The following is a 25,622-nucleotide window of genomic DNA, read 5'->3' as shown; positions in this document are numbered from 1 at the left end:
GTCTACGAACGCTTCCTGAGAGGAGCCCCAGCTTCGTGGAGGTGGGTCAGCGCCTGCCGGTAGGACTCCACGAGGCTGGTCTGCAGGTAGGGAATGCCGAGCTGGGCGCAGTAACCCTGCACGATCGGCTGAGCGCGTCGCAAGTGCACCGACGGCATGCTCGGGAAGAGGTGGTGCTCGATCTGGTAGTTGAGGCCGCCGAGGGCGACGTCCACGACCGCGCCACCACGGACGTTGCGCGACGTGAGCACTTGCTTGCGGAGGAAGTCGAGCTGGGGGCGGCCGGTCAGCGTCGGCATGCCCTTGTGGTTCGGTGCGAAGATCGATCCCATGTAGACACCCCACAGTCCCTGATGGACAGCGAAGAAGAGCAGGGCCAGGCCCGGCGGGAGGACCACGAACAACGCGGTGAGGTAGGCCGCGAAGTGCAGCGCCAGGAGAGTCGCCTCGACGCCGCGGCGGCGCAGGCCAGGTCGGGCGACGGCGCGGATGCCGGACCAGCGCAGGTTCAGGCCTTCGAGTGTGAGCAGCGGGAAGAACAAGAACGCCTGGTGCCGTCCGATGAACCGGGGCACACCGCGGCTGGCGCGGGCTTGGTCTTGCGACCACACGAGGATGTCGGGCTCGACGTCGGGATCCAGCTCCTCGTGGTTGGGGTTCGCGTGGTGGCGGGTGTGCTTGTCCATCCACCAGCCGTAGCTCATGCCCACGCCCAGGTTGCCCGCGAGGAGTCCGGCGGCTTCGGACGGGCGTCGCGTGCGGAACACCTGGCGGTGGGCAAGATCGTGGGAGAGCAGGGCGATCTGACCGAACATGAAGGCCTGGAACGCGGCGACGGCGAGCTGCCACCACGAGTCCCCGAGGAGCGCGAAGGCGATCCAGCCGCCGGCGAACAGCGTGGTCACCACGGCGATCCTGGCCGTGTAGTAGCCGGGGCGCCTCGCGAGCAGCCCCGCGTCGGTGATGCGGCGGGAGAGGCGGGCGAAGTCGCTGCCGGGACCGGCCGCGGCCGGGAGGACGAGATTGTCTGTGGTCACCTCGTCGAGTTTTTCGGGGAAGCCGGCCGAGCAGAACCCGGCAGACCCCAGAACCCGTACGGGGGGTGACCCCACCCCGCTAGGGGGACGCGCGAAAGGTGGTGATGGGGTGCGCCGAATAGCTGCGCGGCCGCGTGTGCTCGTTTGAAGTACCGGTGCGCGGATGGTCCCAGGTGATGGCGATGCCGCCGTGCAGCTGGATCATCTCGGCGGTGACCTCGCCGAGCACCTCGCTGCAGTGCACCTTCGCCACCGCCGCGAGCCGGGGCGACGCCGGCGCCGCGTAGGCGGCGGAGCGGGAGGTCTCCACCAGCACGTGGAGGTCGGCCATCCGGTGCTTGAGCGCCTGGAAGCTCCCGATCGGGCGGCCGAACCGCACCCGCTGCCGCGTGTACTCCACGGTGAGCTCCAGCGCCCGTGAGGCCGCGCCTACCTGTTCGGCGGCCAGTACGGCGCAGGCGACGTCGCGGACCCGTGCGAGGTCGACGCGTCCTAGCGGACGCGCACGGGCCCGGTCGAGCGTCACGGTGGCGAGGTGGCGAGTCTCGTCCATCGTCGGCACGGGTTCGCGGCGGACGCCGGGGCGTGCGGGATCGACCTCGAAGAGGGCGGGGCCGTCCGGGGTCCTGGCGGCGGCCAGGAGGACGTCGGCGTCGGCGGCGTCGAGGACGTAGTGGGCCGTTCCATCCACTGTGGACTCGTCCGCGGTGAAGGCGGGCTGCAGCGGGTCCCAGCGTCCGTCGGCGGTCCAGGCGAGAGCGCCGACGGTGCCCTCGGCCAAGGCCGGGAGCAGGCGGGCCAGAGCCGGGGCCCCGGTGTTGGTGGCGTTGGTGTTGGTGGTGGAGAGAAGGGAGGTGACGGCGAGGACGGAGGAACCGAGGAACGGCACGTCGGTGAGGTTGCGGCCGAGCTCTTCCGCGACGATCTGCACCTCGGTGAGGCCGATGGACTGGTCCGGATGGGCTGGGTCGGCCGAGTCGGTGGAACTGGACGGGCGGATCAGGCTGGCCCGGTGGCTTGGGTCCGCCGGCTGGGTCGCCGGTTCGGTGGCGAACCCGCCGAACCGCTCGGGCACCGTGAGGGCGGCGACGCCGACCTGAGCGCACAGGGCGGGCCACGGCTCGGCCTCACGGTCGAGGAGCTTGCGGACGCTGGCACGGAGGTCGTCCTGCTCGGGCGTGAACGTCACGGCGCGATCGCCGCCAGGACACGTTGGCGGCGGAGACGTCGGCGGGCTCGCCGGTGACGGCGGCGCCGTAGAGGAGGGGCGTCGCGAGTTCGAGGGCCGTGGCGACGTCGGCGAGGAGGTGTTGCACAGCCTGGTAGCGGCCGATCTCGCGGCCGAACTGGCGGCGGGTGAGGGCATGGGTGACCGAGGCTTCGAGAAGCCACCGGCGGCGCCGAGGAACTGGGCCGCGGTGAGAAGGGCCCCGAGGTCGAATGCGCGCGCCGGTGCGAGCGCGGGGCCGACGTCGGCGCCGGGCAGGGGCTCGAGCAGGCGGCGCGCTGCGTCGCGAGAGGAGAGGGCACTACCGGGCGTGAAGCTGCGGAGGCGGGTGCCGTCGACGAGGTAGCGGGCGTCGGCGATGTCGGCGTCGAGGGCATAGGGAACGTAAGGCGGGAAGGAGAGCGATACGAGGGTTTCGCCGGCGGCCACCGAGGCCAGCACGTCGTCGTCGAGCAGCAGCGGCAGTACCGCGGCGTCGGTCCACGGGCCGGGCGGGCAGAAGCGGCCGAGCACATCGAAGGCGATGACGGCATCCACGAGGTCCGCGCCTGGACCGCCGACGTCGGCTTCCTCGACGAGCTGTTCGGGGCCTACGCGGAGATCGTCGCGGAGCGCAAAGGCCCGCGCGAGACGCTGGAAGCCGTGGTCGTCGCGTCGTTCGACTCGATCCACCGGCGCCCCGCCGAGGTCGCGATCTACCAGAACGAAGCCCAGCACCTCATGCAGCTGCCGCGCTTCGCGTACCTCAACGATCGCAACGCCGAGTTCCGCAAGCTCTGGAACGGCATCCTCACCGACGGCGTCGAGGCCGGCGTCTTCCGCCCCGATCTCGACGTGGAGCTCGTCTACCGCTTCATCCGCGACACGGTCTGGGTCGCCGTGCGCTGGTACAACCCCGAAGGCGCGCTGAGCGCCCACGACGTCGCCGGCCAGTACCTCGGCATCCTGCTCGACGGCATCGCGAAACGGAGGCGCCGTGGCTGAGGCCTACGTGCTCGACGCCGTGCGCACGCCCGTCGGCCGGCGCGGCGGCGCGCTCGCCGCGGTGCACCCGACCGACCTCGGCGCGCACGTGATCAAAGCGGTCGTCGATCGCGCAGGGGTGGACCCCGAAATGGTCGACGACGTGATCCTCGGCTGCGTCGACACGCTCGGGCCGCAGGCCGGCAACCTCGCGCGCACGGCGTGGCTCGCCGCCGGGTTCCCGGACCACGTGCCGGGCGTGACGGTGGACCGCCAGTGCGGTTCGAGCCAGCAGGCCGTGCACTTCGCCGCGCAGGCCGTGCTCAGCGGCACGGCCGACCTCGTGCTCGCGGGCGGGGTGCAGAACACGTCGGCCGTGCCGATCGGCTCGGCGATGCTCGCCGGGCGCGAGCTGGGGTTCCCCGACCCGTTCTCGGGCTCGGGCTCGGGCTCGAAAGGCTGGCAGGAGCGCTACGGCGCCGAGGAGGTCTCACAGTTCCGCGGCGCCGACCTCATCGTGCGCCACTGGGACCTTTCACGCGCACAGCTGGAGGAGTTCGCACTACGCAGCCACGAACGCGCGGCCGCCGCCATCGACGAAGGGCGCTTCGACGCCGAACTCGTGGCCTACGGTGACTTCCGCGTGGACGAAGGTCCCCGCCGCGACACCAGCCTCGCCAAGATGGCCACGCTGAAGCCGCTTTCCGAAGGTTCCCGCATCACGGCCGCCGTTTCCAGCCAGCTCTCGGACGGCGCGAGCGCGACGCTGCTGGCCTCGGAAGCGTTCGTGCGCGAGCACAAGCTCAAGCCCCGAGAGCGCATCCACCACCTGTCGGTGCGAGCCGCCGATCCGGTCTGGATGCTCACCGGACCGATCCCCGCGACCGCGCACGCGCTGCGCAAGACCGGCCTCACGATCGGTGAGATCGACTTGTTCGAGGTCAACGAGGCGTTCGCCAGCGTCGTGCTCGCGTGGCTCGACGAGACCGGCGCGGACCCGGATCGCGTGAACGTGAACGGCGGCGCCATCGCGCTCGGCCACCCGATCGGCGCGTCGGGCACCAAACTGTTCGCCACGCTCCTGCACGAGCTCGAACGGCGAGACGCGCGGTTCGGCCTGCAGACGATGTGCGAAGGCGGCGGCACCGCCAACGTCACGATCGTCGAACGGCTGTAGCCGCGCCAAAAGCCGAAGGGCCGGTCACCACACCGCCCAGCCGCTGGGACGGTGTGGTGACCGGTGGAAGGGGGCGGCCGCCGCGCGCGGCCACCCCCGGCTCTCACCGCGCGAAGTCCTCCGCCGCGTCGAACTCGTCGGCGAACTGCGCGTAGAACTCCTGCGTGTCGAACCGCTCATCGGTGTCGAACTGCTCGTCCGGCCAGGTCTCGACGGGCTCCGGTGCGGCCAAGGACGGCATGTGCTCCGGCACCGGCAGCCGCCGGTCGAGCTCGGCCGTCCAGTCGAGCATCGCGCGCGGTTTGTCCCACGCCGTGATGCCCACGAGCTGCCCGGCGCGGATGAACCCGGTGATGCCGTCGGCGAGCGACACGGTGTCCTCGCCGAGCGACGGCATGCCCGCCATCTGCAGCCGCACGTCGTAGAGCGTCGACCACGCCCGCGGCAGCGGCGCGAACGGCGTGGCCGCCGACCGGCCCGCGATCAGGTTCTCCGCGGCCGCGCGCGCCGACTCCACGGCGTTGATCCAGTGCTCAACACGGCGCGGCACCTCGTCGAAACGCAGGTTGGGCCAGCGCGCGAGGTCACCCGCCACGACCACGTCGTCGGCGCCCTTGGCGAACAGCGTCGGCTCGCACAGCACACCGTCCTCGACGTCGAGGCCCGAGCCGCGCAGGTAGTCGACTGCAGGGACGCTGCCGATCGCGAGCACCACGCAGCTGGCCACGAGCAGCTTGTTGTTCGTCAGGTGCAGCCCGACGGTGTCGTCGGTGCTGATCCAGTGCCGCACCTCCGAGCCCATCGCCAGCTTCGTCCGGTGCTCCTTGTGCAGCTTCACCACGGCGTCGGAGATCCGGCTGCCGAAGCGGTGCAGCGGCGCCTTCGCGTGGCCGACGAGCGTGACGTCGCGGCCGAGGTGGCGCATGCTCGCGGCGAACTCGTTGCCGATCAAGCCACCGCCGATCACCACGGCCGGCTTGTTGCTCGCGTGCAGGCAGTGCCGCACGGCCAGCGCGTCGTCGATCGTGCGCAGCACCCGCACGCGCGGGTCGTGGCGCGGCGAGCCGGGCAGGTGTCGCGGCACGACGCCGGTGGCCAGCACGAGCCCGTCGTACCAAAGCGATTCACCGCCGGGCAGGTGCACGACGCGCTCGACGGTGTCGAGGTGCGTCGCGCGCGTGCCGAGGCGCCAGTGGACGTCGAGGTCGCCGTAGGCACGCAGCGTGGTGTCCGGCGGTCGCGCCGCTCCCATCACGAGCTGCTTCGAGATCATCGGCCGGTGGTACGGGCGGCGGGCCTCGTCGCCCACCACCACGATCTCGCCGTCGAAGCCGAGCTCACGCAATCGTTCCGCCGCGCGCAAGCCGGCGACACCTGCGCCGACGATGACGATCCGGTCGCCGTCAGCCATCGAGTTCCCCTCTCAGCACGACCGCCTGCATCGGGCACACCCGGGCCGCGGCGATCGCTTGGGTCATGTCTTCGGGTTCGAGCAGGCGCTTGCGGAAGCGCAGGCGCCCGTCCCGGCCGAGGTCGAAGAGGCCGGGGGCCTCCATCGCACAGATTCCGTAGAGCTCGCACCGGTCGTTGTCGACACTCACGCGCGGCCCGCTACCGGGCAGTTTCACGCCACCTGCTCCTCGACGAGGCCGATCCGCTCGAGCGTCCGCGGCGGCAGGAACCGCAGCAGCGCCAGCGTGAACGGCGGCACGAGCAGGGTGATGCCGACCAGCCACATCGCCGCGAGGTGACCGTTCGCGATCGCGCCGAAGAACGCGTGCAGCGCCGTGAGCGCGACGGCCGGGTAGGCCAGCCGGTGCAGCCACAGCCACCGCCGGTACGACGTCCAGCGCTGCACGCACGTCGTGAACGCGATGGCGAGCATCAGCTCCAGCCCGACGATGCCGAACGTGTGCCGCGCGAGCGTGCCCGGCATGAACGGGATCGAGATGTACGCCAGCGAGTACGGGTTCACGGTGAGGTAGAGGAAACCCACCGCGTGCAGGCAGCCGAACGCGAGCGCGAGCGTCGACAGCATGAGGTGGCCGCTGCGCAGGGCCTTGCGGCCGGTGACCGAGCGCACCCAGCCCGTGGCGGTGAGCACGCCCCAGCAGAGCGTGAGGCACATGAACGCGTACGACAGCCGAGCCGAGAACGCCGCGATGCCGCGGGCGGCCGGGTCGGTGGTCTGCTGCGCGAGGGTGGTCACCGCCTCGTGGACGGTGTCAACCATGGGTTTCTCCTGAGTCAGGGCGGAGCCGGCCGCCGCGCAGGCGACCTGACTTCGCGTAGCGGACCCCGAGCAGCGTCGCGCCGCCGACCAGCAGGATGAGCAGCGCGGCAGTGAGCACGTCGGTGGTCCGCACGTCGAGTGCGGCGCCGGCGGGCGCCGCGGAATCGGCCACTGCGGACTGCGGCAGCGCGGTGTAGTCGACGAATCCGGTGCTTTCCAGCAGCGTCATGTGCCGCAGCACGGCCTGGTTCGCGACGGTCGCGTACGCGCGGATCTCGGGGTTGCGAGTGCCGGCGCGGACCTGTGCGATCACGGAGAACACCTGCCCGTGGGCCGCGCGCAGCAAGTTCGCGAAGAGGCGGTCGAAGTCCTGCGGGGTGGGAGCGCTCTGCAGTTCGTTGAGCCAGCCCAGCTGCTGAGCCGACGGCTCGGTGGGCAGCGTGACGCCGAGCTTGGCGGCGAGCTGGCGGGTGAGCACGTCGAGCCGGCCGTGGTCGACCATGATCGCCGCGCCGACCTCCCGCACTTTCGGGCTCGCGCCGCGGGTCTCGGCCCACGTGCCGGCCGGCATCTCCCACAGCCCGGCCTGGCGCACCTTCACGAGCAGCAGCTCGTCACCGGCGTCGACGCCGGTCTGCGCCGACGCCGGCGGCTGGGGCTGCAGCACCACGACGGCGGCGAACACCACCAGCACGACGCGGAAGAACTTGCGGAAACGGCTAGATCCGGAACGCATCGGCCCGCCAAGAATCGGTGGTGGTCGCGATCTTGCCGCCCTCGGGCGTGAGCGGGAACCAAGCGCGGTCGGCGCCCTGCCCGGCGGTCTGACCCGGCATCTCGTCGCCGGTGTAGCGGTAGAGCGGCCAGCCGGCGAGGGTGACCTGATCGGTGCCGTCGGGACGCGTGACGCTGCCCACGAGATCACGGTCGATGCCGGTGAGTGATACGTCACCACTCGCGCGGACGGGCAGCCACTTCTCGGCGCACTCGTCGGTGCAGCGCGACCGCGACGGCTTGGCGCTGTCGCGGTCGTAGCGGTAGACGGCGAAACCGCTCCCGTCCACGACGACGTCGCCGAGGTCGAATGCGCGCGCGGCCCGCAGGGCGGCTTTCGCGGGGTCGGTCTGGTCGGCCGGCATCTGCATCGGCATGCTCATCGGGCCCGCGGGGCTCGGGATATAGCCACCGGGAGCGGTTCCGGACTGACATGCGGTCAACAAAGTGAATGCGGCCAGGCACACAACGGGCGGTGCCGCTGTGCGGAACAAGCGGTTCACGGCTTCCTCCAGGGGGCGGAACTGCGCGCCGTCACGCGGAACGGCGGGAAAAGGGCGCAGTTTATCCACTGTGGACAGTAAGCCCAGGGTGAATGCGGTGCGTCGCGGGGGAACGACGCGTTGTCGGGGTCTTCGACGGGGGATACGGACACAGGTTCGACACGGTTCAAAAAACTTTCGTGACCAAAGCCGGTGATTTTGGTACTGGACGAAATGGCGTCGTTGCCACAAAGATGTGCGGCGTGGGACGGCACAATCGAACGCTGAGCCCGACGGACGATCATGAAACCGAAACCCCCGGACTTCATGACGACCTGGCCAAAGCGTTGTACCAAGAGTTCGGTGGAGCCTTGATGGGCTTCGCGCTGCGCCTGACCGGTCACGACCGGCAGTGGGCCGAAGACGTGGTGCAGGAGACGTTGATCAAGGCCTGGCGCAACGCCGACAAGCTCGACCGGAGGCCGGCGATGCTGCGCGCGTGGCTGTTCACCGTCGCTCGGCGCATCGTCATCGACGGCTGGCGCAGCCGCAGTGTTCGTCCGCAGGAGCTCGAGGAGATCGAGTCCGATGCCGTGTTCGTGTCCGACGAGTCGGACAAGACGGTGGCGGCCATGATCCTCTATGAGGCGCTGCAAGGGCTTTCTCCCGAGCACCGGGAGGCGGTGCAGCAGACGTACCTGGCCGACCGGACCGTGAACGAGGTCGCCGCCACCCTGGGAGTGCCGCCCGGTACCGTCAAATCGCGAATCCACCACGCCGTCCGCGCCCTGCGGAAGGCCATGCGCGAGCGGGGGTGACGTGACGGTGGCCGGATCCCCGCACACCGACCTCGCCGCGTACGTGCTCGGCGTGCTCAGTGAAGCCGACAACACGCGGTTCGAGGAACACCTGCTCGACTGCCCGCATTGCCAGCTCGACCTCGTCGAGCTCCACCAGTTGCCCGACGTGCTCGACCTCGTGAAGAAGACCTGGCCGGAGCCGCCGGTACCGGTCACGCCGGGGCGCACGCTGGCGCCCGGTCCGCGCGTGCTGCGCGCCCTGATGGCCGAGGCGACGGTGAAGCGCAAGCGGCGCCGGCGCCTCGGGCTCGTCGCCGCGGCGGCCGCGGTGGCGCTCGTGGTGGCGGGTCCGCTCGTCACGCTCGCGGTGCGCCCGGCCGACGCCGCGGGTCCCGCGGTGAGCCTGGCGGCGCCGACTTCGGTCCCGCCGTCGCCGTCTTCCTCGCTGTCCGCGCCCGGCGGTGGCACGTCGTCGGGTCAGGGCGCTTCGGCCGTGACGGCGCGCGTGTCCGTGACGCCGCGCGAGTGGGGCAGCTCCGTGGGCCTCGATCTGAGCGGGGTCGCGGGACCGATGAACTACCAGCTGCTCGCGATCTCCTCGGCCGGAGACATCCGCACGGTCACGGGCTGGTCCGTGCCCGCGAAGGGCTACGGGATCCCGGGTTCCCCCGATCCGCTGCATGTGACGGGCGGCACGTCGCTGCCTGCCGACGAGATCACGCGATTCGAGGTCCGGGCCGACGACGGCACGCTGCTCGTGGTCGTCGATCGCTGACCCTCCCTGCTGGGGAAATACTCTGTCCTTTATGGATTTTCGGGGCTGACCTGCCGATCACGTGCGGATAACGCGGCGATTTCTTTTTGAACCACTTCGACTTCCCGTCCGTATTCCCCAGTGCCGGCACCGGATTCCCCCGCATCCGAGCTGCTGAGCGTCTCGACTCCAAGTAGTTCACACCCGGGCCGCGGCCGTAGTTCGGCGCGCCCGGAGGATCGAACGAGGTGAGCACAGCACCATGACCAGGAACCATCCCCGTCACCGGCCGGCGAAGCGCGTCACGATCGTCACCGGTGCGCTCGGCCTGGCCCTCGCGGTCGGCGCGCTGGCCGTGAACGCGACGTCCGGCGAGCCCGACCGCGCCGGCGCCGACCCGGCCGACAAGTCGTTCTTCCTGGACATCACCAAGGTCCCGAAGGGCTCGAACGTGAGCCGGGCGCAGAACCGCGGCGCGCGCGGCACGTTCACCGTCGACTGTGGACGCAACGAGAACGGCCACTTCAACCCCGACAACTTCATCGCGCAGCCGGGTGTGCGCAACGGCGCCCAGCACCTGCACGACTACGTCGGCAACCTCTCCACGAACGCCGACTCGACCAACCGCAGCCTCGCCCGTGCCGGCACGACGTGCAAGAACGGTGACAAGTCCACCTACTACTGGCCGGTGGTCCGCATCGACACCGACGACGAGGAGGAGGAGGAAGCCCCGGCGTCTTCCGAAGCGGCAGCCCCGGCCGAGAGTGAGGACGTGGCCGCCGACCGCGCCGACGCGGCGAAGGAAGCCGCCGAGCCGCAGGTCGAGTGCCCCGACGTGGCGAGCGAGCTGCCCGACGTGCCCGACGCGGCCATGGACGCGGTCAACACCGAGCTCGACGCGATGGACTCGCAGGTCGACCAGGCCGACAAGCAGGTCGAGGCCGGGCAGGATTCCGATGCGGTGCTGAAGTCGTTGAAGGGCAAGCGGTCCGCGTCGCTGAAGAAGATCTCGGACACGATGGCCGAGCAGGGCGTGAAGCCGGAAGACCCGGCCGCGCTGGCCGGCTGCGCCGTGCAGGACTCCGACAGCACAGGCCTCGACAACGGCGGCGCCAACAGCGATCCGACCGGCGGCGAGAGCGCCACGGAGCAGGACCAGAAGCAGGACAACGGCGCGGCCGCTGAGCTGCCGGGCGTGAACGGCGAGAACGAGGTCGCCGGCAACGACGGCGAGATCCAGCGCGTGGTTTCCGCGACGCTGTCCTTCGGCAGCGGTGGCGCTCGCAAAGTCGTGGCGATGCCGCGGTTCCTGCGAGTGCTCTACGGTGACGCGAAGGAAGGCGCCAACGGTCCCGCCAACGCCCGCGCGAGCTGGACGTGCTCCGGCTTCGAGGACCGGCTGACCGACCACTACCCGATCTGCCCCGACGGCAGCAAGGTCGAGCGCATCCACGCCTTCCCGAACTGCTGGGACGGCAAGAACATCGACAGCGCCAACCACCGCACCCACATCGTCTTCTCCGACGCGAACGGTAACTGCAAGCGCGGCTTCAAGGCCGTGCCGCAGCTGAAGATCACCCTGGTCTACAACATCCCGCACGACGTGCAGGTCAAGGGACAGTACAAAGTGGACGCGTTTCCCGAGGAGAAGCACAACCCCCGCTCGGATCACGACGACTTCGCCAACGTCATGACGCAGTCGCAGATGAACCGCGTGGTCTCCTGCATCAACACGGGCAAGCGCTGTAAGGAATGACCCGGGAGCCGGCGGCCCGGTGTGGTGCCTCGCTCGGGCACCGCTGGGACCCGGGCCGCCCCCGCCCCGTCCGGCGCCACGACCCCTCACAGCACCCGTTGCGCCGGCCGATGCGGACCCGACCAGACCAGGAAAGGAGTTTCGATGCGAATCTCCCCGAGCCACGCGGAGTTCACGGCGCGTCGCGGCCGCCGGCGGGTGGGAACCCGGGTCCTGCGATTCCGCCGCCAGGACCGGCGGCGCGGTGCGATGTCTCGCTCGGGCTCTGCGCGGGCACCCTTGGCGTTGACGGAACACGGAAAGATTCAGGAGCAGTCATGAATTTCCCTTACCACGTCGAGGATTTCGACCGCGACGGTCGCGAGGACCCGGCCGGCGCGGCGCGCGACACCGCTGCCGACCTGCCGTGGCGTGAGGGCGGCGGCAGGGCAGCAGGTTCCGGGCGGTTCTCCGGTGTGTTGCCGGTGTCCCCGGTGTCCACATCGGAAACCGGCTGACCACCCCCCAAAAAAGCTCCGATTCGGCGAGGTTCCCTCTCCTTCACCCACCCCCCACTCGCCGGGTCGGGTTCCTTGCCGGTCCGGCGGGCGCTTCCCTCCCACATCCCCCCGCACCCGCCGGACCGGTCAAGGGTTTTTCGTCACCGCGGACCAGAAGTCCAGGGGGAGGTGGCCGGCGGCGAGGCCCTCGTCGTCGAGCAGGTGGCCCATGAGCTTGATCCCGCGCAGCGTCACGGCGCGGTCGACGATCTCCAGCCACGGCAGCTTGGCCGCGAGCGAGCCCTCCAGCGCCGGCAGGTCGTGCTGGGAACCCAGCCACACCACCAACATCAGGTTCGCCGCCCCGCTCAGGGCGGCGCACATGCGTACCTCCGGCAGCATCGCGAGCGAGCGCGCGGTCGTCTCGAGCTTGTCGGGCGGGACGCGCAGCCAGAGCATCGCCGTGACGGGCGCGGGGGACAGGGGCCGCGCGATCTCGCAGCGCAGCCGGACGGCGCCGCGGGCCAGCAGGGCCTCGAGACGGCGCCGGACGGTGCTCGCGCCCACACCCAGCTCCACCGCCAGCGAAGCGGCCGACGCCCGGGCGTCCTCCCCGAGGGCCAGGATCAGCGCCCGGTCCAGCTCGCCGAAGCGCAACGGTCCGGACGTCCGCGCCGAGGGTGACACCAAAGCCTCCCGCTCGCCCGGCGAGATGGCGCGGACGCGCCACCGGCTGCCCTCGGTGAACAAGCGCGGCGACACCACCGTGCGCGTCGCCGTGACGCCGGGCAGCGCCGACAACCGGTGCAGCACGTAGTCGGAGATCGCGCGCAGCGTTGGCGCCACCAGGTGGATGTGCAGGTCGCAGTGCCCGGCCAGGTACTCCACCGTCGCCACGTGCGGGTCGGCCGCGAGGCGCTGGGCCACCGCCAACGCCGAACCCGGCGCGCAGTCGATCTCCACGAACGCCAGTGCCAGCTGCGCCACCAGCTCGCCGCCCGGGTACGCGGTGAGCCAGGCCTGCCCGCGCGCCACCAGCGTCTCCCAACGCCGCGCGGCCGTCACCGCCCCGATGCCCAGCGCCTGGCCCAGCACGGCCCACGTCGCGCGCGGCCGGGTCTGCAGCGCGTCGAGGAGTTTGAGGTCGCTCTCGCTCAACATGGCCGATCCTTCGTCCGCGCGGCACCGATTTGGCGGATTCCTGCGATTCGGCCGGCAGGAGCGTTCCACACTCGCATCATCTTCGGGCCAGCATATGTCGATGTTCCAGCGAGGGAGACCCATGTCCTTGCGCTCCGACGCCGCAGCGCTCCGCCCCGACCTCGTCGCGCTCCGCCGATCGCTGCACCGAACCCCCGAAATCGGCCTCGACCTGCCCCGCACCCAGGAAAAGGTGCTTCAGGCCCTCGACGGCCTCGGCCTCGAGATCAGCCTCGGCCGTGACCTGTCGTCGGTGACCGCCGTGCTGCGCGGTGGCGGCGGACCCGGCGGCACCGTGCTGTTACGCGGCGACATGGACGCGCTGCCCGTCACGGAGGCCTCCGGCGAGGAGTTCTCCTCCGAGATCGACGGCGCCATGCACGCCTGCGGCCACGACCTGCACACGGCCGGGCTCGTCGGCGCCGCGCAGCTGCTCGTCTGCCGCCGCGACCAGCTGGCCGGCGACGTCGTGTTCATGTTCCAGCCCGGTGAAGAAGGCTGCGACGGCGCGAGCTACATGATCGACGAGGGCGTGCTCACCGCGTCCGGCCGCCAGGTCGACGCCGCCTACGGGCTGCACGTTTCGTCTTCGCGCCATGCGCGGGGCCTGTTCACCTGCCGGCCCGGGCCGCTCATGGCCGCGTCCGACGCGGTGAAGGTGCGGGTGGTCGGCGCGGGCGGCCACGGTTCGGCGCCGGAGGCTTCGCGTGACCCCATCCCGGCCGCGTGCGAGATGGTCACCGCTCTTCAGACGCGTATGACCCGGGGGTTCGGCGCGTTCGAGCCGGTGGTGCTCACCGTCGGCAGCTTCCACGCCGGCACGCGGCGCAACGTGATCCCGGACGACGCGGTGTTCGAGGCGACCGTGCGCTCGTTCGACCCGCAGGTGCGCGAGCGCATCCGCACGCAGGTCGTGCGCGTGTGCGAGGGCATTGCCGCCGCGCACGGTCTGGACGTCGAGATCACCTACGACGCCGAGTACCCCGTGCTGGTGAACCACGACTCCGGCCACGAGTTCATCGCCGGCACCGTGCGTGAGGTCTTCGGCGAGGAACGGTTCGAGCTGCTGGAACAGCCGATGACGGGGTCGGAGGACTTCTCCCGGGTGCTCGGGAAGGTGCCGGGCGCGTTCGTGTTCCTCGGCGCGTCGCGGTCGGACGATCCGGTCGGCGCACCCAACAACCACTCACCGCGCGCCGCGTTCGACGACTCGGTGCTCGCCGACGGCGCGACCCTGCTCGCCGAGCTGGCGTGCCGGCAGCTCGCGGTCCTGGCAGCGTGATCACATGCGCAGCTACCACCTCCCGCCGATCATCCCGGTGATCGCGCTGGTCCTCATGCCGTTCCTGCCGTTCGTCAACTCCACCGGACTGTGGCTAGGCCTGCCGAAGATGCTGGTGTGGGGCGCTTTCTGGTGCCTCATGTTCACCCCGGCCCTGCTGCTGAGCGAGCGCATGATGGCGCGCGCGGGGGCGGGTGACGACTGATGATCCTGACCTTCACGCTCGTCGGCATCGTCCTCATCGGTGTGCTCGGCTTCGTCGGGCGGCGCAAGCCCGCGGCGGATCTCAGCGAGTGGACCGTCGGCGGCCGGAAGTTCGGCGCGCTCACGATGTGGTTCCTGCAGGCCGGCGAGGTGTTCACCACCTTCACCTTCCTCGGCATGGCGGGGCTCGCGTTCTCCGGCGGCGTCGCGGCGATCTACGCGCTGCCGTATGTGCCGATCGCCTACGTGGTCCTGTTCTTCCTGGCCAAACGCCTGTGGCGGATGGGCAAGGAACGCGGGTACCTCACGCAGGGCGATTTCCTCGAGGACCGCTTCTCCAGCAAGTTCCTCGGCACGCTCTCGGCCGTGCTCGGCGTGATTTTCGTGCTGCCCTACCTGCAGCTGCAGATCACCGGGCTCGGCCTGATCGTGCGGCTCGTGACCGGCGACGCGGCGTCGGGCAACCTGAGCATGGTGCTGGGCAGCGTGCTGATCGTCGCGTTCGTGCTGTGGGCCGGGCTGCGGGGCGTGGCCGCGACGTCGTACTTCAAGGACGCGATCATGCTCGTGGTCCTCGTGGTGCTGATCATCGCGGTGCCGGCGCACTTCGCGGGCGGCGTCTCGGGCGTGTTCCACAAGATCGAGCAGCTGCACCCGGAGAAGCTGTTCATCCACGCCGGCACCAACGACCACACGTGGTTCATCACCAGCATGCTCGTGAGCGCGATCGGCGTCGGCCTCATGACGCTGCCGCACTCGTGGCCCGCGCTGATGGCCGCGCGCGACCCGAAGGTGCTGCGGCGCAACTACACGTGGATGCCGATCTACGAGCTGTGCCTGCTGCTGCCGATGATCATCGGGTTCGCCGCGATCCTCGTGGTGGACAAGACCAGTGACCCCAACGGCGTGCTCCTGACCCTGAGCAAGGACGCGCTGCCGGGCTGGGTCACGGGGCTGGTCGTCGTGGCGGCCACGGCCACCGCGATGGTGCCCGCGGCCGGCATCCTGATCGGGATCTCGTCGCTGGTGGCGCGCAACATCGCGCGGGTGCGCGGGGAGCGCAGGCAGTTCTGGATCAACCACGGCACGGTCGTGCTCGCGAGCGCGCTCGCGTTGGTGCTCGGCATCTTCCGGCCCGATCTGCTCGCGAACCTGCTGCTGCTCACGTACTCCGGCTCGGTGCAGCTCGCGCCGGCCAACCTGCTGGGCTTCCTCAAGAAGGTGCCGGTCGGCAAGGGCCCGGTGCTCGCGGGGCTGATCGCCGGCGAGCTCGTGGTCATCTGGCTGACGTTCTTCGACACGAAGTTCGCCGGCACCGTGAACGTCGGCCTGATCGGGCTCGCGGCCAACGTCGTCGTGCTCGCCGTGGCCACCGGCATCGAGCGGGCCGTGACGCGGCCCGGTGTTCCCGTGAAGACAGGAGAACCGGTATGACCCGTACGGTGTTCAGCGGCGGCTCGGTGTTCGACGGCACCGGCAGCGCCCCCGCCCCGGCCGACGTCGTGGTGGAGGACGGCCGGATCGTCGAGGTCGGCACCGGCCTCGACGGCGACCGCTCGGTCGACTGCACCGGCGCGACGCTGTTACCCGGTTTGTTCGACTGCCACGTGCACGTGACGGTGTCGGACCTCGGGTTGCTGCCGCGCGTGCAGAAGCCGTTCTCGTACCAGTTCTACGAGGCCGCCCGGAACCTCTGGACCACGCTCAAGCTCGGCATCACGACCGTACGCGACGCGGCAGGCGCCGACCTCGGCATCAAGCAGGCCGTGGCCGACGGGTTGATCCCCGGGCCGCGGCTGCAGATCGCCATCGGCCTGATCAGCCCCACCGGCGGCCACGGCGACGGCTGGATGCCTTCGGGCCACTGCCTTCCGCTGTCGCTGCCCCACCCCGGCCGCCCCGACGCGACGGCCGACGGCCCGGACGAGATGCGCCGCGTCGCGCGGACGTTGCTGCGCGCCGGCTCAGACGTGCTAAAGGTCTGCACCACCGGCGGCGTCCTGTCACCCCGCGACGATCCGCGGCACTCGCAGTTCACGCTGGAGGAGCTCGACGTCCTCGTCACCGAGGCGCAGATGCAGGGCCGCGCCGTGATGGCCCACGCCCAGGGCGCGGAGGGCATCAAGAACGCCGTGCGCGCCGGCATCCGCTCCATCGAGCACGGCATCTACCTCGACGACGAGGCCATCGAACTCATGCTGGCCCGCGGCACCTGGCTCGTGCCGACGCTGGTGGCGCCGGTCAACGTCATCCGCGCGGCCGCGGCGGGTGCTTCGCTGCCGGACGCCGTGGTGCAGAAGGCCAAGGAGGTCGCGGAGGTCCACGCCGACTCGGTGCGCCGGGCGGTCGCCGCGGGCGTGCGGATCGCGATGGGTACGGACAGCGGGGTGGGTCCCCACGGGACGAACCTGGAGGAGCTGGAGCTGATGCGCTCGTGCGGCATGAGCCCGGCCGACGTGCTCGTGGCGACCACGTCGTCGGCCGCCCGGCTGCTCGGCATGGAGGGCGACCTGGGCCGGCTGGCTCCTGGTCACCGCGCGGACATCGTGGTGGTGGCCGGGGATCCGTACGACTTCGCCGACCTGGCGGCCAACGTCCGCGAGGTCTGGCAGGACGGCGTGCGCGCGGTGTGATGCGTCTGCGGTGCTTCGGCTCGTCCGGGGCTGAAGCGCCGCGGTGTCGTCGCCGGCATGCTCGGCTGAAGTGCGCCCGGGCGCGCAACGTCGACGAAATCACCGCCCAGGAAATCTGCTGCTGCCGGTTCTCCGGTGCCATCGCCGAGGACTGCGAGCTCTCTGCCGAGGCGCTGTCACCGCTGTCCGCCGCGCCGGGCGCGGAGAACCCAGGGGCCGATCATCCGCGCGGTGCTCGCGAACCGGGACACCACAACGAAAGCCGCCCTCTTGCCGGTGCTCGACAGGTTCTTCGTCGAGCGGTACGTCCTCATCGCGTGCGGCTAGAACGCGCCGAGTCCCACCGGGACGCCCAGGCCGGTCGGGCCGTCCCAGCCCGGGCCGGCGGAGCAGACGACGGGCTTGAACTGCGCGCAGTCGGCGGGGCCGTGCTGGGCGTTGGAGCCGGAGGAGACGTCGGCGATCGTGCCGGAAGGGGCGCTGTACAGAGTGTTCGGACCGTCCACACCGGACAGCCGGCCGCCGCGGGCGTAGAGGCCGGCGACGAAGGGCGAGGCGGCGCTGGTGCCGCCGACGATGAGCCAGCCGGCTTTGCCGCCGTTTGGCGCGTAGGAGCGGTAGACGGCGACGCCGGTGAGCGGGTCGGCGACCGCGGAGACGTCGGAGCCCGCGCGGTGGCCGGAGCAGTTGGCGGCGATGGCGGCCGGCTGCCCTTGCGCGGGACCGAGGTCGAGGGCACAGCCGCTGCCGGCGCCGACCCAGCGCTGCTGCTCGCCGTGTGGGGTGAACAGGCTGCCCCAGGCCTTCTGCGCGAACGAGCCGCCGGATCCGCTCAGCGACGTTCCGCCGACCGACGTGACCCACGGCAGTTCTTGCGGCCACAGCTGCGGCCCGCCGAGATAACCCTTGTCGCCGGACGCGGCGACCACGGCCATGCCCGGGTGGTGCAGCGCCACGGCGGGCGCGCCGCTGCTGAGGTAGTCGCCCTGCAGTCCGGTGGGCACGCCGTAGCTCATGCTCACGGCGCTCGACCGCAGGCTCGCCGCGTAGCTCACGGCGGTGCCGAAGTCGTCGGCGAGCTGGCCGGGCAGCTGCAGGAGCACGGCGTTGAGCAGGCGCCCGACGTCCATCGGGATCTGGACCATGGTGATGCGGCACATCGGGCACGCGGCGGAGGCGAGGTCGACGTCGAGCGCGGTCTCGGTGGCGTAGGCCTCCTCGATCTCGCCGAGCCCGTCGACGGGCTTGAGCGCCGGACCGCCGTGGTAGTCGGTGATCTTGAGGCAGCCGGTGGCCGTGGTGCACTCGGGCAGGCCGAACTGGCCGCGGTAGGTCGTGAGGTCGGCCTCCAGCGTCGGGTACGCGCCGATGCCGACGATCGTCACCATGCCGCGTTCGCCGGTCTTCGCGTCCGGCAGGTGGTAGGCCCGCGCCAGGTCGGCGGGCGAGAACCCGGCGGGCGCGGGGGTGGTGAGGGGATCGGCCGACGCCTTGTCGCGCGTGACGACCTTCGTCAGGCAGCCGAGGTCCACCTGGTGCCCCTGCACGACGCCGGTGCACGAGTCGGCGACGCTGTGGTCCTCGCCCAGCGTCCCCGCGCGCACCGCCTGCGCGACCTGGGCCGTGGCGGCGTCCGGCGGCGTGGCTGTGGCAGGTGCGGCGAGCGGAACAGCGACGACAACGGCCAGCACGAGCGCCCGACCCAGCTTCATGCTCTCTCCCCTCGGCGGCGACCTCCTCAGGCCTACACCGCCGAGCCGGGCGCGGCAGGGACGGACGCGTCCTCGCACCCGCACGAGTGAACCGTCACCTGCCGGACGTGACCGTTTGTCCGGACCGCGGCGGGGACTTTAGCGCGCAGCTCGGGGTCGGGAGCTGCGCCGAGGGCGTCGTTGACCGTCGCGAACGTCAGCCGCGGCGCGATCCACGTGGTGGATTCGAAGATCTCGCGGTCGTCCAGACCGGCGGCGCGCAGCGCGGCCGCGTCCTCGGCGGTCGTCGCATTCGGGTCGCTTTTCGGGCCCACTCCGCGAGCGCCGACTCCCGTTCGGACAACTGCACCGGCTCGCCGCGCAGCACGGCTGCTGCGATGGCGTTGTGGGTCATGCTCACCAGCCGGGCGCCCCACGCGAGCGCACGAGGAGTCGCCGCTGCCCGTAGGTCTCGACGTAGCCGACCACCGCACGGCGCTTCGCGAAGGACTTGCCTGGTTGTCCACCGGCAAACCGGGTTGTGGACAACCAGGCCCCCCAGCGCCGCGATGGCCGGTTTTGTCGGTGTGGGGCGATAGAATGGACATGGGCACGCCCCCAGAGAGGGCGGGGGTTTGACTGGCCCGAGGGACCGTCCGACGTCCTCAGGGTGTGTCAGAGTCCCACCAGTCGAGCACCCGCAGCGCGTGGAAGGTGACCCACTTCGACGGTTCCCCGCCCGGCGCGTCGATTTCGAACCAGACCTCGCCGGGGTGGCGGCGGGCCTGCAGCCACGTTCCGTCGGGCTGCCGTGCGGCGCGGATGATCTCGATGGCCTCCGCCATGCGCGGATCGGGGGCTGTGCCGTCGAACAGGGCGGCGGCGCGGAAGTAGTCGGCTGCGTTGAGGATGTTGTAGAACCAACGGAAGGGGTAGCTGAAGAACCGAACCCACGGTGCGATCGGTTCGCCGGTCGACCGGCGCCGGTAAAGGTTGCGGGACAACAGGTATTCCTCGCCACCGAGGCGAACATCAGCCACAGAGCCGCCGGCCTTCTCGTAGTCCAGCAAGGCCTTCAGCGCGTTGAGGGTCGAGTGGACGGACGAGCGCTCGGCCCCCTCGACCCAGAGGCAGTTCCACCCGCCGTCGGGCAGGCGGTGCTCGATGAACCACTCGGCGATGCCGTGGACGTCGGCGCCCAGCCACAGGCCGTTGGACAGCGTCCACGAGTTGATGCAGACGTCGACCTCGCCGTCCCAGTACGGCAGGTTCTCGTACTCCCACTGGCTGTTGCGCGCCAGCAGTTCGGCCGCGCCGTTGAGCACCGACGCGTCGAGGCCCCAGTCGCGCAGGGCGTTGAGGGACCAGGTTGTCGCGGTCCACGGCTGGCCGTCCTCGGGCGAGCCCTGGAACTCGGCGGGGAAGAACGCGCCGCCGGCCCACTGGCCGTCCGGGTCCTGCAGCGCGAGCAGCCGCGCGCCGAACCCCTCCGTGGCGACGCGGGCGCGCGTCGCCTCCCAGACCTCCGGTGGCGAGCCCGCCAGGTCGCGTTCGACCTGCCAGCGCAGCGCCGGGTCGGAATCGAGCAGCCACGGAAGCACCTCAGCCATGGGCCGACTCTACGGCGGCCTCAGCCCGAAGTCAGCCCGTGGCGGTAGGCGTATCCGACGGCCTGCGCCCGGTCGCGCGCGCCGATCTTGCCGAGGATGCGGTTGATGTGGCTCTTCACCGTGGCTTCGGCCACGAAGAGCCGGTGCGCGATCTCGGTGTTGGACAGGCCGTCGGCGATCAACGTCAGCACGTCCACCTCGCGCGGCGTCAGGCCGTCGGGCGCGGAGGCGGACGCCGGGCGGGGCGTGCCGGAGGTGAGCGCGTCGACGAGGTGGTGCTGCACCGCGGGGTCGATCACGGCCGCGCCGCGCGTCACCTGGCTCAGCGCGCGGCGGATGTCGTCGGCCCCGGCGTCTTTCGTGAGGTAGCCGCGGGCGCCGGCCTGCAACGCGTCGAGCACGGACTTGTCGTCGGCGTACGTGGTGAGCGCGACGACCTGCACGTCGTGGTCGCGGGCGCGGATGCGGCGCGTGGCCTCGATCCCGTCGCAGCGCGGCATGCGCAGGTCCATCAGCACGACGTCCGGCTTCAGCCGCCCGGCCAGCTCGGCCGCCTGATCGCCGTCGGCCGCGGTGCCGACGACCTCGACGCCGGGCAGCAGCCCGAGCAGCATCGACAGGCCGTCGCGGACCACGCGCTGGTCGTCGGCCACGAGCACGCGGATCACGCCGGCGCCCACAGGCTCACCCGGAACCCGGTGCCGGTCGGCGCGGCGTCGAGCTGCCCGCCCAGCAGTTCGGCGCGTTCGCGCATGCCGCTCACGCCGTAGCCGTGGTCGCCGGGTGCCGCACCCGGGCTGCCGAGGTCCTCGACGGTCAGCAGCGTGCCGTCCGGTTCGTAGCTCAGCCGCAGGTCCACGCGCTCGGCGTCGGCGTGCTTGCGGACGTTGGTCAGCGCCTCCTGCGCCACCCGGTACAGCGTCAGCCGCGTCTGCGCGGCCAGCTCCGGTGCCTGCCCGCTCACGGTGACCTCGCACGGGATCCCGGTGTCGCGTTCGAACTCCGCCGCCAGCACCGGCAGCCGTTCCGGGCCGGGCAGGTCCTCGCCGCGCAGCGCGCCGATCGCCTGGCGCGCCTCGGCGAGCCCGTTCTGCGCGAGCTGGTGGGCGCGTTCCACAGTGTCGGTCAGCCGCGGATCAGCTCCACTGTGGACGGACAGCAGCCGCGCGCCTTCGAGGTGCAGCAGCAGGCCGGACAGCGAGTGCGCGAGCACGTCGTGCATCTCGCGCGCGAGCCGTTGGCGCTCGGCCAGCGCTGCCGCGCGGACCTGGGCCGCACGGGTCTGTTCGAGCTCTTCCGTGCGTTCGCGCAGCTTTCGCATGTAGACGCCCAGGCGGTAGAACGCCAGCACGCCGAGCGCGCTCAGCAGCGTCGGCACGGCCTCGTGACGCGCCCCGAACAGGCTCGCCGCCACGAGCGTCGCCACGACCAGACCGGCGACGATCCCACCCCTGCGCGGGTCCAGCCGCGCCGACGCCGTGGCCGCCAGAAGGAACCCGCCGAAGAACCCGGTGCCGTTGGGTTCGAGCCACACCAGCGTCACGGAGCTGGCCAGCACGAGGACGAACAAGCCGATCTCGACCGGCGCCGGCAGCCGCCACTGCTGCACGCCGGACATCAGCATCGCCCCGCCGAGCAGCACGCCGAGCAGGCCGAGCAGCACCCCGAGCCCCTGGCCGTGCAGCGCGGGGTGTGGTTCGGACTTCGCCGCGAGCCACGTGAGCAGCACCAGGATGAGCACCGAGACCAGCCGCTGGACGCGGTGGTCGGCGCTGTTCACGGGTGCGTCGGACACCCGGCCGACGATATCGGCGGGGCGCGCTGGAGTCTTCAACCCTCGGGTGTAGATCGCGCGACCATACTGTCGGCCATGACCACGATCGAGAAAAGCGAGGAACGGCACGCCTCCTGGCTCGAGCTGTTCTTCGACCTGGTGGCCGTGGCCGGGGTCGCGCAGCTGGCGCACCTGGTGCACGGCAGCACGTCCTGGGGCGACGTCGGACTGTACGTGGTGTGCTTCCTGGCTTTCTGGACGGCGTGGATGTGCTTCACCGTCTACGGCAACGTCGCGAAAGGCGCGGCCCGCACGATGCCCGTGCTGCTGGCGATGGCCGGGCTCGCGTTCATGGCCGCGTCGGTGGAGGACATCCACGGCGAGCACGCGAAGGTGTTCGCCATCGCCTACATCGCGGTGCGCGCCTTGGCCGACCGCGTGTGGGAGAGCCGCCGCGGCGTGCGCGTGATCGTCGACTGGCCGGTGGCGCAGCTGGGGTTCGGCGTGGTGCCGTGGGTGGTGTCGCTCTGGGTGGACTCGCCGTGGCGCTACGGGCTGTGGGCGCTGGGGCTGGCGCTCGACCTCGTCATCACGTTCGCGGTGTCCGGTGACCGGCTGGTCGCGAACATCACCGCGAAGCTCGCACACCACGACGGCGCCCGCCCGCGCCCGACACTCGCCCGCCTCGACACCGTCCACTTCGGCGAACGGCTGGGCCTGTTCACGATCATCGTGCTCGGCGAAGGCGTTCTCAACGTCACCGATGCGATGGCCGCCATCCCCGAGTGGAACCACTCCCGCGTGTTCCTGACGGTGATCGCCGCGCTGGCCCTGCTCGCGACCCTCTGGGGCACCTCGCTCAACCAGGGCTTCGGTGGCATCCCGTACCTGGCCGCCGACGCCCTCGGGCCGCGCCTGCTGCTGCCCCTGCACTGCCTGGTGGCCAGCTTGCTGGCCGCGTTCGCCGGCGCGCTGGGCGACGCCGTCGAGTCGGTTTCCGAAGGCCATCTCGAACCGTCCACGCGCTGGCTCCTGTGCGGCAGCATCGCGGCGTTCGCGGTGATCGGCTCCCTCGCCGGGCTGGCGGCGGGCCGCGGGGTCCAGTGGGCCGTGGTGACGGCGATCCCGGGCCTGGCGATCCCGTTGACGTTGGGGCTGGCGGGTCAGACGCTGGCCCCGGCGGTGTTCCTGTGGCTCCTGGTCGTGGCGGCGGGAGCGGGGCTGCTGCGGCGTCGATCGGCGGAGCGGGCGCCCGCGTAGACCCGTGGGTGGACAAGGATTTCCCACCCTGGCGCCGACGCGGTGAGGGGCGCCGGAAGCCACGCTGAGCAGGTCCGAATCACCGATGGGGAGGACCTGCTGATGAAACCCGAACTGCTGCGCCGGCTGCTGCCGAGCCTCGTGCTGAACGTCGCGCTGCCGCTGGTGGTGTACCTGCTGCTGAAGCCCGTCGTGGGGAGCGAAGTGGTGGCGCTCGCGATCTCCGCGGCCATCCCGCTGCTCGTCACGGTGGGCGAGTTCGCCGTCCGCCGACGGCTGGACCCGGTCGGGGTGGTGGCGATCGCGGGGTTCGTGGTGATGCTCGTGGTCCTGGGGCTCACCGGCGGCAACGAGCTCGTGCTGAAACTGCAGGAGGCGGTGCTCACCGGGCCGGTGGGGCTCGTGCTGATCGGTTCGGCGGTGATCGGGAAGCCCTTGCTGCTGTTGGTCCACCGGTTCACAGGCCGTCCCGCGCCGGAGCCGGCCCAGCGCAGGGGGATCACCGTGATGACGGCGATGATCGGCGGGATGCTCACCGTGCACGCGGCGGTGCTGCTGGTGCTGGCGATCGCCCTGCCGACCGCGACGTTCCTGGCCGAGGGCAAGCCCGTGGGCTATGCCGTGATCGGCGCTGGGCTGCTGGCGATGTTCGTCTACCGCAACCGGCTGCGTGCGGCGTGAGTGAGCCGTGGGTCGTGTTGGGGTGCGCGGAGGTCTAGCGGCTCTTCGCCGACCCACGGCTCGAGCCGCTGCCGGCCAGCGACCCGGCCGAGCACCGGTGGATGCGCCGCCTGCTCAGCGGCGCCTTCGCCGCCCGGCGGCTGGCCACGCTGCGCGACGATGTCGAGGCGCTGGCGGAGCGGCTTCTCGCGGAGCTGCCCGGCCCGCCTGCCGATTTCCACGCGGCTTTCTCGGCTCCGTTCCCGGAGCTGGTGATCCGGCGCCTGTTCGGCGCGCCGCCCGGTGAAGACCTGGCCCGACGTCGCTCGCGGCAAGCTCGACCACCCCGCGGACGATCTGCTGTCCGAGCTCGTCCGCGATGTCCCGCCCGCCGAAGCCGCCCGGTACGCGGCACTGCTGCTCTACGCGGGACACGCCACCACCACGGCCGCGATCGACAAGGGCGTCGTGCTCCTCGCCTCGTCGAGCCAAGGCCGGCTTCGCGATCGGCGAGCACCGCGTCGAACCCGGCGACCTCGTCCTGCTGAGCGCGGTGGCGGCGAACCTCGACGAGGCGGCGTTCCCGGACGCCCGCGAGTTCGGCGTCCACCGGGACGCCACCGGCCACCTCGCGTTCGGCGACGGCCCGTACGACTGCCTCGGCGCACCACCGGCCCGGCTGGACCTGCAGGCGGTCTTCACGGCCCTGCCGCGGCTGGTGCCGGACGGGCACTTCGCCGTGCCGGCCGAAGAACCGGGGCTGCGCGCCGATGCCGAGCACGCGGCGTTCGCCGAGCTGCCCCTGACGTGGTGAGCGGTCAGGCCTGCGCCGACGCGAGCAGCTCGCGCAGCGCGGCCGAGAACTTCGGCGCGTTGCGTTGCGGCGCCAGGTGCGCGCCGGGGACCTCGACGAACGGCAGGCCCAGCTCGAGCGCCAGGATCTTCGCCGGCTGGTAGTGGTAACGGCCGCGGCTGGCCTCGCCGGCGACGGGCACGATCTCGGTGCTCGCGCGGCGCAACGCGCGCAGGTCCGGTAGGTAGTCGAAGAACTCGGCGAGCTCGCGGTCGAACAGGCGCAGCCAGTCGGCCTCGTGCGGCAGGCGCAGGTTGGGCAGATCGGGCAGCGCCGCGCCCGCGATGCCGTCGGCGAAGCGCGTGACGGCGCCCATCAGATCACCCGAACGGGCCAGCCGGATCTGGTCGTTCGCGGCCTCGAGCCAGCCCGTGGCGTCGGGCATCAGCTGCACGGCAGGCGGTTCGTGCGCGACGAGCACGGACACCCGCTCGGGGTGGCGCGCCACGAGGTCGAGGCCGATCTGCGCGCCGGCGCTGGTGCCGAACACGGGGATCGGGCCGGCGCCGACGTGGTCGAGCACGGCGAGTGCGTCGTCCGAATGCAGAGAAACCGGCACCGGACCCGACGTGGTGTCCGCACTGGCGAAGTGGCCGCGCCGGTCGTAGGTGACCACGGTGTGGTCCGTCTGCAGTTGCTTGACGAGCGCGCGCAGCGAGTCCGCGCCGCCGGTGCCCCCGGGGATGAGCAGCAGCATCGGGCCCTCGCCACCGGTGCTGACGGCGAGCTCGCCCTCCGCGACCGGGCAGCGGCTTTCCGAGATCATGCCTTG

Annotated in this window: 27 protein-coding genes and 1 pseudogene; 13 read left to right on the top strand and 15 right to left on the bottom strand. The window is 71.4% G+C overall.

Annotated features, from left to right (window positions below; all coding sequences use genetic code 11):
• Window positions 1–2: 2 nt before the first annotated feature.
• The 3 genes from AB0383_RS06475 to AB0383_RS06465 all read right to left on the bottom strand — a co-directional run bounded on the left by AB0383_RS06475 (window position 3) and on the right by AB0383_RS06465 (window position 2,371).
• Complete coding sequence (locus AB0383_RS06475) at window positions 3–1,037, bottom strand: acyl-CoA desaturase (RefSeq protein ID WP_366185626.1); 1,035 nt, start codon at window positions 1,035–1,037, stop codon at window positions 3–5.
• A 79-nt stretch (window positions 1,038–1,116) separates the two neighbouring features.
• Window positions 1,117–1,590: an acyl-CoA dehydrogenase family protein gene (locus AB0383_RS06470; protein WP_366185992.1), complete on the bottom strand. Its 474-nt coding sequence runs from the start codon at window positions 1,588–1,590 to the stop codon at window positions 1,117–1,119.
• 574 nt (window positions 1,591–2,164) lie between these two features.
• Entirely contained in the window at window positions 2,165–2,371 is a 207-nt protein-coding gene (locus AB0383_RS06465; protein WP_366185990.1) for a hypothetical protein, read from the bottom strand.
• A 461-nt stretch (window positions 2,372–2,832) separates the two neighbouring features.
• Between AB0383_RS06465 and AB0383_RS06460 the strand changes: the two are divergent.
• Together AB0383_RS06460 and AB0383_RS06455 are read left to right on the top strand one after the other, a co-directional pair.
• Window positions 2,833–3,249, top strand: a pseudogene (locus AB0383_RS06460) (TetR family transcriptional regulator); the annotation flags it as partial.
• The gene (locus AB0383_RS06455; RefSeq protein ID WP_366185624.1) at window positions 3,242–4,405 is read left to right on the top strand and encodes an acetyl-CoA C-acetyltransferase; all 1,164 of its coding nucleotides are present in this window, start codon (window positions 3,242–3,244) and stop codon (window positions 4,403–4,405) included. The pseudogene AB0383_RS06460 and the gene AB0383_RS06455, both read left to right, overlap by 8 nt.
• 103 nt (window positions 4,406–4,508) lie before the next feature.
• Here the strand turns inward: AB0383_RS06455 and AB0383_RS06450 are convergent, their stop codons facing one another.
• From AB0383_RS06450 to AB0383_RS06430, 5 genes are read right to left on the bottom strand one after another with little or no spacing between them, the layout of a single operon-like run.
• A complete protein-coding gene (locus AB0383_RS06450; protein ID WP_366185622.1) occupies window positions 4,509–5,816 on the bottom strand; it encodes an NAD(P)/FAD-dependent oxidoreductase in 1,308 nt (435 codons plus the stop codon).
• Window positions 5,809–6,033, bottom strand: coding sequence for a ferredoxin (locus tag AB0383_RS06445; protein WP_220238256.1), 225 nt, complete (start codon window positions 6,031–6,033; stop codon window positions 5,809–5,811). The genes AB0383_RS06450 and AB0383_RS06445 overlap by 8 nt, the downstream gene beginning before the upstream one ends.
• Window positions 6,030–6,638 carry a ferric reductase-like transmembrane domain-containing protein gene (locus AB0383_RS06440; RefSeq protein ID WP_364174556.1) on the bottom strand — a complete coding sequence of 203 codons (609 nt, stop codon included), beginning with the start codon at window positions 6,636–6,638 and terminating at the stop codon, window positions 6,030–6,032. The genes AB0383_RS06445 and AB0383_RS06440 overlap by 4 nt, the downstream gene beginning before the upstream one ends.
• The gene (locus AB0383_RS06435) at window positions 6,631–7,374 is read right to left on the bottom strand and encodes a DUF4142 domain-containing protein (RefSeq protein ID WP_364174554.1); all 744 of its coding nucleotides are present in this window, start codon (window positions 7,372–7,374) and stop codon (window positions 6,631–6,633) included. The genes AB0383_RS06440 and AB0383_RS06435 overlap by 8 nt, the downstream gene beginning before the upstream one ends.
• Entirely contained in the window at window positions 7,358–7,783 is a 426-nt protein-coding gene (locus AB0383_RS06430) for a hypothetical protein (protein ID WP_364174551.1), read from the bottom strand. The genes AB0383_RS06435 and AB0383_RS06430 overlap by 17 nt, the downstream gene beginning before the upstream one ends.
• A 311-nt stretch (window positions 7,784–8,094) precedes the next feature.
• On the opposite strand from AB0383_RS06430, the gene AB0383_RS06425 reads away from it, so the two are divergent.
• The 4 genes from AB0383_RS06425 to AB0383_RS06410 all read left to right on the top strand — a co-directional run bounded on the left by AB0383_RS06425 (window position 8,095) and on the right by AB0383_RS06410 (window position 11,701).
• A complete protein-coding gene (locus AB0383_RS06425) occupies window positions 8,095–8,712 on the top strand; it encodes a sigma-70 family RNA polymerase sigma factor (protein WP_364174548.1) in 618 nt (205 codons plus the stop codon).
• 7 nt (window positions 8,713–8,719) lie between these two features.
• On the top strand, window positions 8,720–9,469 hold the full coding sequence (locus tag AB0383_RS06420) for a zf-HC2 domain-containing protein (protein ID WP_364174545.1): 750 nt from the start codon (window positions 8,720–8,722) through the stop codon (window positions 9,467–9,469).
• A 241-nt stretch (window positions 9,470–9,710) separates the two neighbouring features.
• The gene (locus AB0383_RS06415; protein WP_364174542.1) at window positions 9,711–11,204 is read left to right on the top strand and encodes a DUF1996 domain-containing protein; all 1,494 of its coding nucleotides are present in this window, start codon (window positions 9,711–9,713) and stop codon (window positions 11,202–11,204) included.
• Window positions 11,205–11,521: 317 nt separating this feature from the next.
• Window positions 11,522–11,701: a hypothetical protein gene (locus AB0383_RS06410; RefSeq protein WP_366185617.1), complete on the top strand. Its 180-nt coding sequence runs from the start codon at window positions 11,522–11,524 to the stop codon at window positions 11,699–11,701.
• A gap of 129 nt (window positions 11,702–11,830) precedes the next feature.
• On the opposite strand, the gene AB0383_RS06405 is transcribed toward AB0383_RS06410, so the two are convergent.
• Window positions 11,831–12,844 (bottom strand): Lrp/AsnC ligand binding domain-containing protein, encoded by a 1,014-nt coding sequence (locus AB0383_RS06405; RefSeq protein WP_366185615.1) that lies wholly within the window; start codon window positions 12,842–12,844, stop codon window positions 11,831–11,833.
• A 121-nt stretch (window positions 12,845–12,965) separates the two neighbouring features.
• Here AB0383_RS06405 and AB0383_RS06400 point away from each other — a divergent pair, with 121 nt between their 5' ends.
• The 4 genes from AB0383_RS06400 to AB0383_RS06385 are packed head-to-tail and all read left to right on the top strand — an operon-like array spanning window position 12,966 to window position 17,002.
• Window positions 12,966–14,165 carry a M20 family metallopeptidase gene (locus AB0383_RS06400; RefSeq protein WP_366185613.1) on the top strand — a complete coding sequence of 400 codons (1,200 nt, stop codon included), beginning with the start codon at window positions 12,966–12,968 and terminating at the stop codon, window positions 14,163–14,165.
• Between the two features lie 4 nt (window positions 14,166–14,169).
• The gene (locus AB0383_RS06395; RefSeq protein WP_220238265.1) at window positions 14,170–14,370 is read left to right on the top strand and encodes a hypothetical protein; all 201 of its coding nucleotides are present in this window, start codon (window positions 14,170–14,172) and stop codon (window positions 14,368–14,370) included.
• Window positions 14,370–15,803, top strand: a complete 1,434-nt coding sequence (locus AB0383_RS06390; protein ID WP_366185611.1) for a sodium:solute symporter family protein — start codon at window positions 14,370–14,372, stop codon at window positions 15,801–15,803. The genes AB0383_RS06395 and AB0383_RS06390 overlap by 1 nt, the downstream gene beginning before the upstream one ends.
• On the top strand, window positions 15,800–17,002 hold the full coding sequence (locus AB0383_RS06385) for an amidohydrolase family protein (protein ID WP_366185609.1): 1,203 nt from the start codon (window positions 15,800–15,802) through the stop codon (window positions 17,000–17,002). Before AB0383_RS06390 ends, AB0383_RS06385 begins: the two co-directional genes overlap by 4 nt.
• Window positions 17,003–17,325: 323 nt before the next feature.
• Here the strand turns inward: AB0383_RS06385 and AB0383_RS06380 are convergent, their stop codons facing one another.
• The 5 genes from AB0383_RS06380 to AB0383_RS06360 all read right to left on the bottom strand — a co-directional run bounded on the left by AB0383_RS06380 (window position 17,326) and on the right by AB0383_RS06360 (window position 22,098).
• A complete protein-coding gene (locus tag AB0383_RS06380) occupies window positions 17,326–18,714 on the bottom strand; it encodes a hypothetical protein (RefSeq protein ID WP_366185607.1) in 1,389 nt (462 codons plus the stop codon).
• A gap of 32 nt (window positions 18,715–18,746) precedes the next feature.
• Entirely contained in the window at window positions 18,747–19,028 is a 282-nt protein-coding gene (locus AB0383_RS06375; protein ID WP_364174522.1) for a hypothetical protein, read from the bottom strand.
• A 330-nt stretch (window positions 19,029–19,358) separates the two neighbouring features.
• Window positions 19,359–20,303 carry a squalene cyclase gene (locus tag AB0383_RS06370; protein WP_364174519.1) on the bottom strand — a complete coding sequence of 315 codons (945 nt, stop codon included), beginning with the start codon at window positions 20,301–20,303 and terminating at the stop codon, window positions 19,359–19,361.
• 20 nt (window positions 20,304–20,323) lie between these two features.
• On the bottom strand, window positions 20,324–20,983 hold the full coding sequence (locus tag AB0383_RS06365; protein ID WP_364174516.1) for a response regulator transcription factor: 660 nt from the start codon (window positions 20,981–20,983) through the stop codon (window positions 20,324–20,326).
• A complete protein-coding gene (locus AB0383_RS06360) occupies window positions 20,968–22,098 on the bottom strand; it encodes a sensor histidine kinase (RefSeq protein WP_364174513.1) in 1,131 nt (376 codons plus the stop codon). Before AB0383_RS06360 ends, AB0383_RS06365 begins: the two co-directional genes overlap by 16 nt.
• Before the next feature lie 75 nt (window positions 22,099–22,173).
• Between AB0383_RS06360 and AB0383_RS06355 the strand changes: the two genes are divergently transcribed.
• The 3 genes from AB0383_RS06355 (at window position 22,174) to AB0383_RS06345 (ending at window position 24,811) form a co-directional block, all read left to right on the top strand.
• Window positions 22,174–23,337: a low temperature requirement protein A gene (locus AB0383_RS06355; RefSeq protein WP_364174510.1), complete on the top strand. Its 1,164-nt coding sequence runs from the start codon at window positions 22,174–22,176 to the stop codon at window positions 23,335–23,337.
• Window positions 23,338–23,439: 102 nt separating this feature from the next.
• Window positions 23,440–24,018 carry a VC0807 family protein gene (locus AB0383_RS06350; RefSeq protein ID WP_366185603.1) on the top strand — a complete coding sequence of 193 codons (579 nt, stop codon included), beginning with the start codon at window positions 23,440–23,442 and terminating at the stop codon, window positions 24,016–24,018.
• A 358-nt stretch (window positions 24,019–24,376) separates the two neighbouring features.
• On the top strand, window positions 24,377–24,811 hold the full coding sequence (locus AB0383_RS06345) for a cytochrome P450 (RefSeq protein WP_366185601.1): 435 nt from the start codon (window positions 24,377–24,379) through the stop codon (window positions 24,809–24,811).
• 4 nt (window positions 24,812–24,815) lie between these two features.
• On the opposite strand, the gene AB0383_RS06340 is transcribed toward AB0383_RS06345, so the two are convergent.
• Window positions 24,816–25,616, bottom strand: a complete 801-nt coding sequence (locus AB0383_RS06340; RefSeq protein ID WP_364174499.1) for an alpha/beta hydrolase — start codon at window positions 25,614–25,616, stop codon at window positions 24,816–24,818.
• Between the last annotated feature and the right edge of the window lie 6 nt (window positions 25,617–25,622).

This window comes from Amycolatopsis sp. NPDC051373, assembly GCF_040689465.1.
Taxonomy (GTDB): domain Bacteria; phylum Actinomycetota; class Actinomycetes; order Mycobacteriales; family Pseudonocardiaceae; genus Amycolatopsis.
The sequence above is the reverse complement of the archived record's forward strand: the minus strand, read 5'-3'. Positions and strand labels throughout refer to the sequence as shown.

Coding starts and splice junctions, on each gene's coding strand:
- AB0383_RS06470 (WP_366185992.1), bottom strand. CDS start 1,590: ATGGACGAGACTCGCCACCTCGCCACCGTGACGCTCGACCGGGCCCGT.
- AB0383_RS06450 (WP_366185622.1), bottom strand. CDS start 5,816: ATGGCTGACGGCGACCGGATCGTCATCGTCGGCGCAGGTGTCGCCGGC.
- AB0383_RS06440 (WP_364174556.1), bottom strand. CDS start 6,638: ATGGTTGACACCGTCCACGAGGCGGTGACCACCCTCGCGCAGCAGACC.
- AB0383_RS06435 (WP_364174554.1), bottom strand. CDS start 7,374: ATGCGTTCCGGATCTAGCCGTTTCCGCAAGTTCTTCCGCGTCGTGCTG.
- AB0383_RS06430 (WP_364174551.1), bottom strand. CDS start 7,783: ATGCAGATGCCGGCCGACCAGACCGACCCCGCGAAAGCCGCCCTGCGG.
- AB0383_RS06415 (WP_364174542.1), top strand. CDS start 9,711: ATGACCAGGAACCATCCCCGTCACCGGCCGGCGAAGCGCGTCACGATC.
- AB0383_RS06410 (WP_366185617.1), top strand. CDS start 11,522: ATGAATTTCCCTTACCACGTCGAGGATTTCGACCGCGACGGTCGCGAG.
- AB0383_RS06405 (WP_366185615.1), bottom strand. CDS start 12,844: ATGTTGAGCGAGAGCGACCTCAAACTCCTCGACGCGCTGCAGACCCGG.
- AB0383_RS06400 (WP_366185613.1), top strand. CDS start 12,966: ATGTCCTTGCGCTCCGACGCCGCAGCGCTCCGCCCCGACCTCGTCGCG.
- AB0383_RS06395 (WP_220238265.1), top strand. CDS start 14,170: ATGCGCAGCTACCACCTCCCGCCGATCATCCCGGTGATCGCGCTGGTC.
- AB0383_RS06390 (WP_366185611.1), top strand. CDS start 14,370: ATGATCCTGACCTTCACGCTCGTCGGCATCGTCCTCATCGGTGTGCTC.
- AB0383_RS06385 (WP_366185609.1), top strand. CDS start 15,800: ATGACCCGTACGGTGTTCAGCGGCGGCTCGGTGTTCGACGGCACCGGC.
- AB0383_RS06380 (WP_366185607.1), bottom strand. CDS start 18,714: ATGAAGCTGGGTCGGGCGCTCGTGCTGGCCGTTGTCGTCGCTGTTCCG.
- AB0383_RS06370 (WP_364174519.1), bottom strand. CDS start 20,303: ATGGCTGAGGTGCTTCCGTGGCTGCTCGATTCCGACCCGGCGCTGCGC.
- AB0383_RS06355 (WP_364174510.1), top strand. CDS start 22,174: ATGACCACGATCGAGAAAAGCGAGGAACGGCACGCCTCCTGGCTCGAG.
- AB0383_RS06350 (WP_366185603.1), top strand. CDS start 23,440: ATGAAACCCGAACTGCTGCGCCGGCTGCTGCCGAGCCTCGTGCTGAAC.
- AB0383_RS06345 (WP_366185601.1), top strand. CDS start 24,377: ATGTCCCGCCCGCCGAAGCCGCCCGGTACGCGGCACTGCTGCTCTACG.
- AB0383_RS06340 (WP_364174499.1), bottom strand. CDS start 25,616: ATGATCTCGGAAAGCCGCTGCCCGGTCGCGGAGGGCGAGCTCGCCGTC.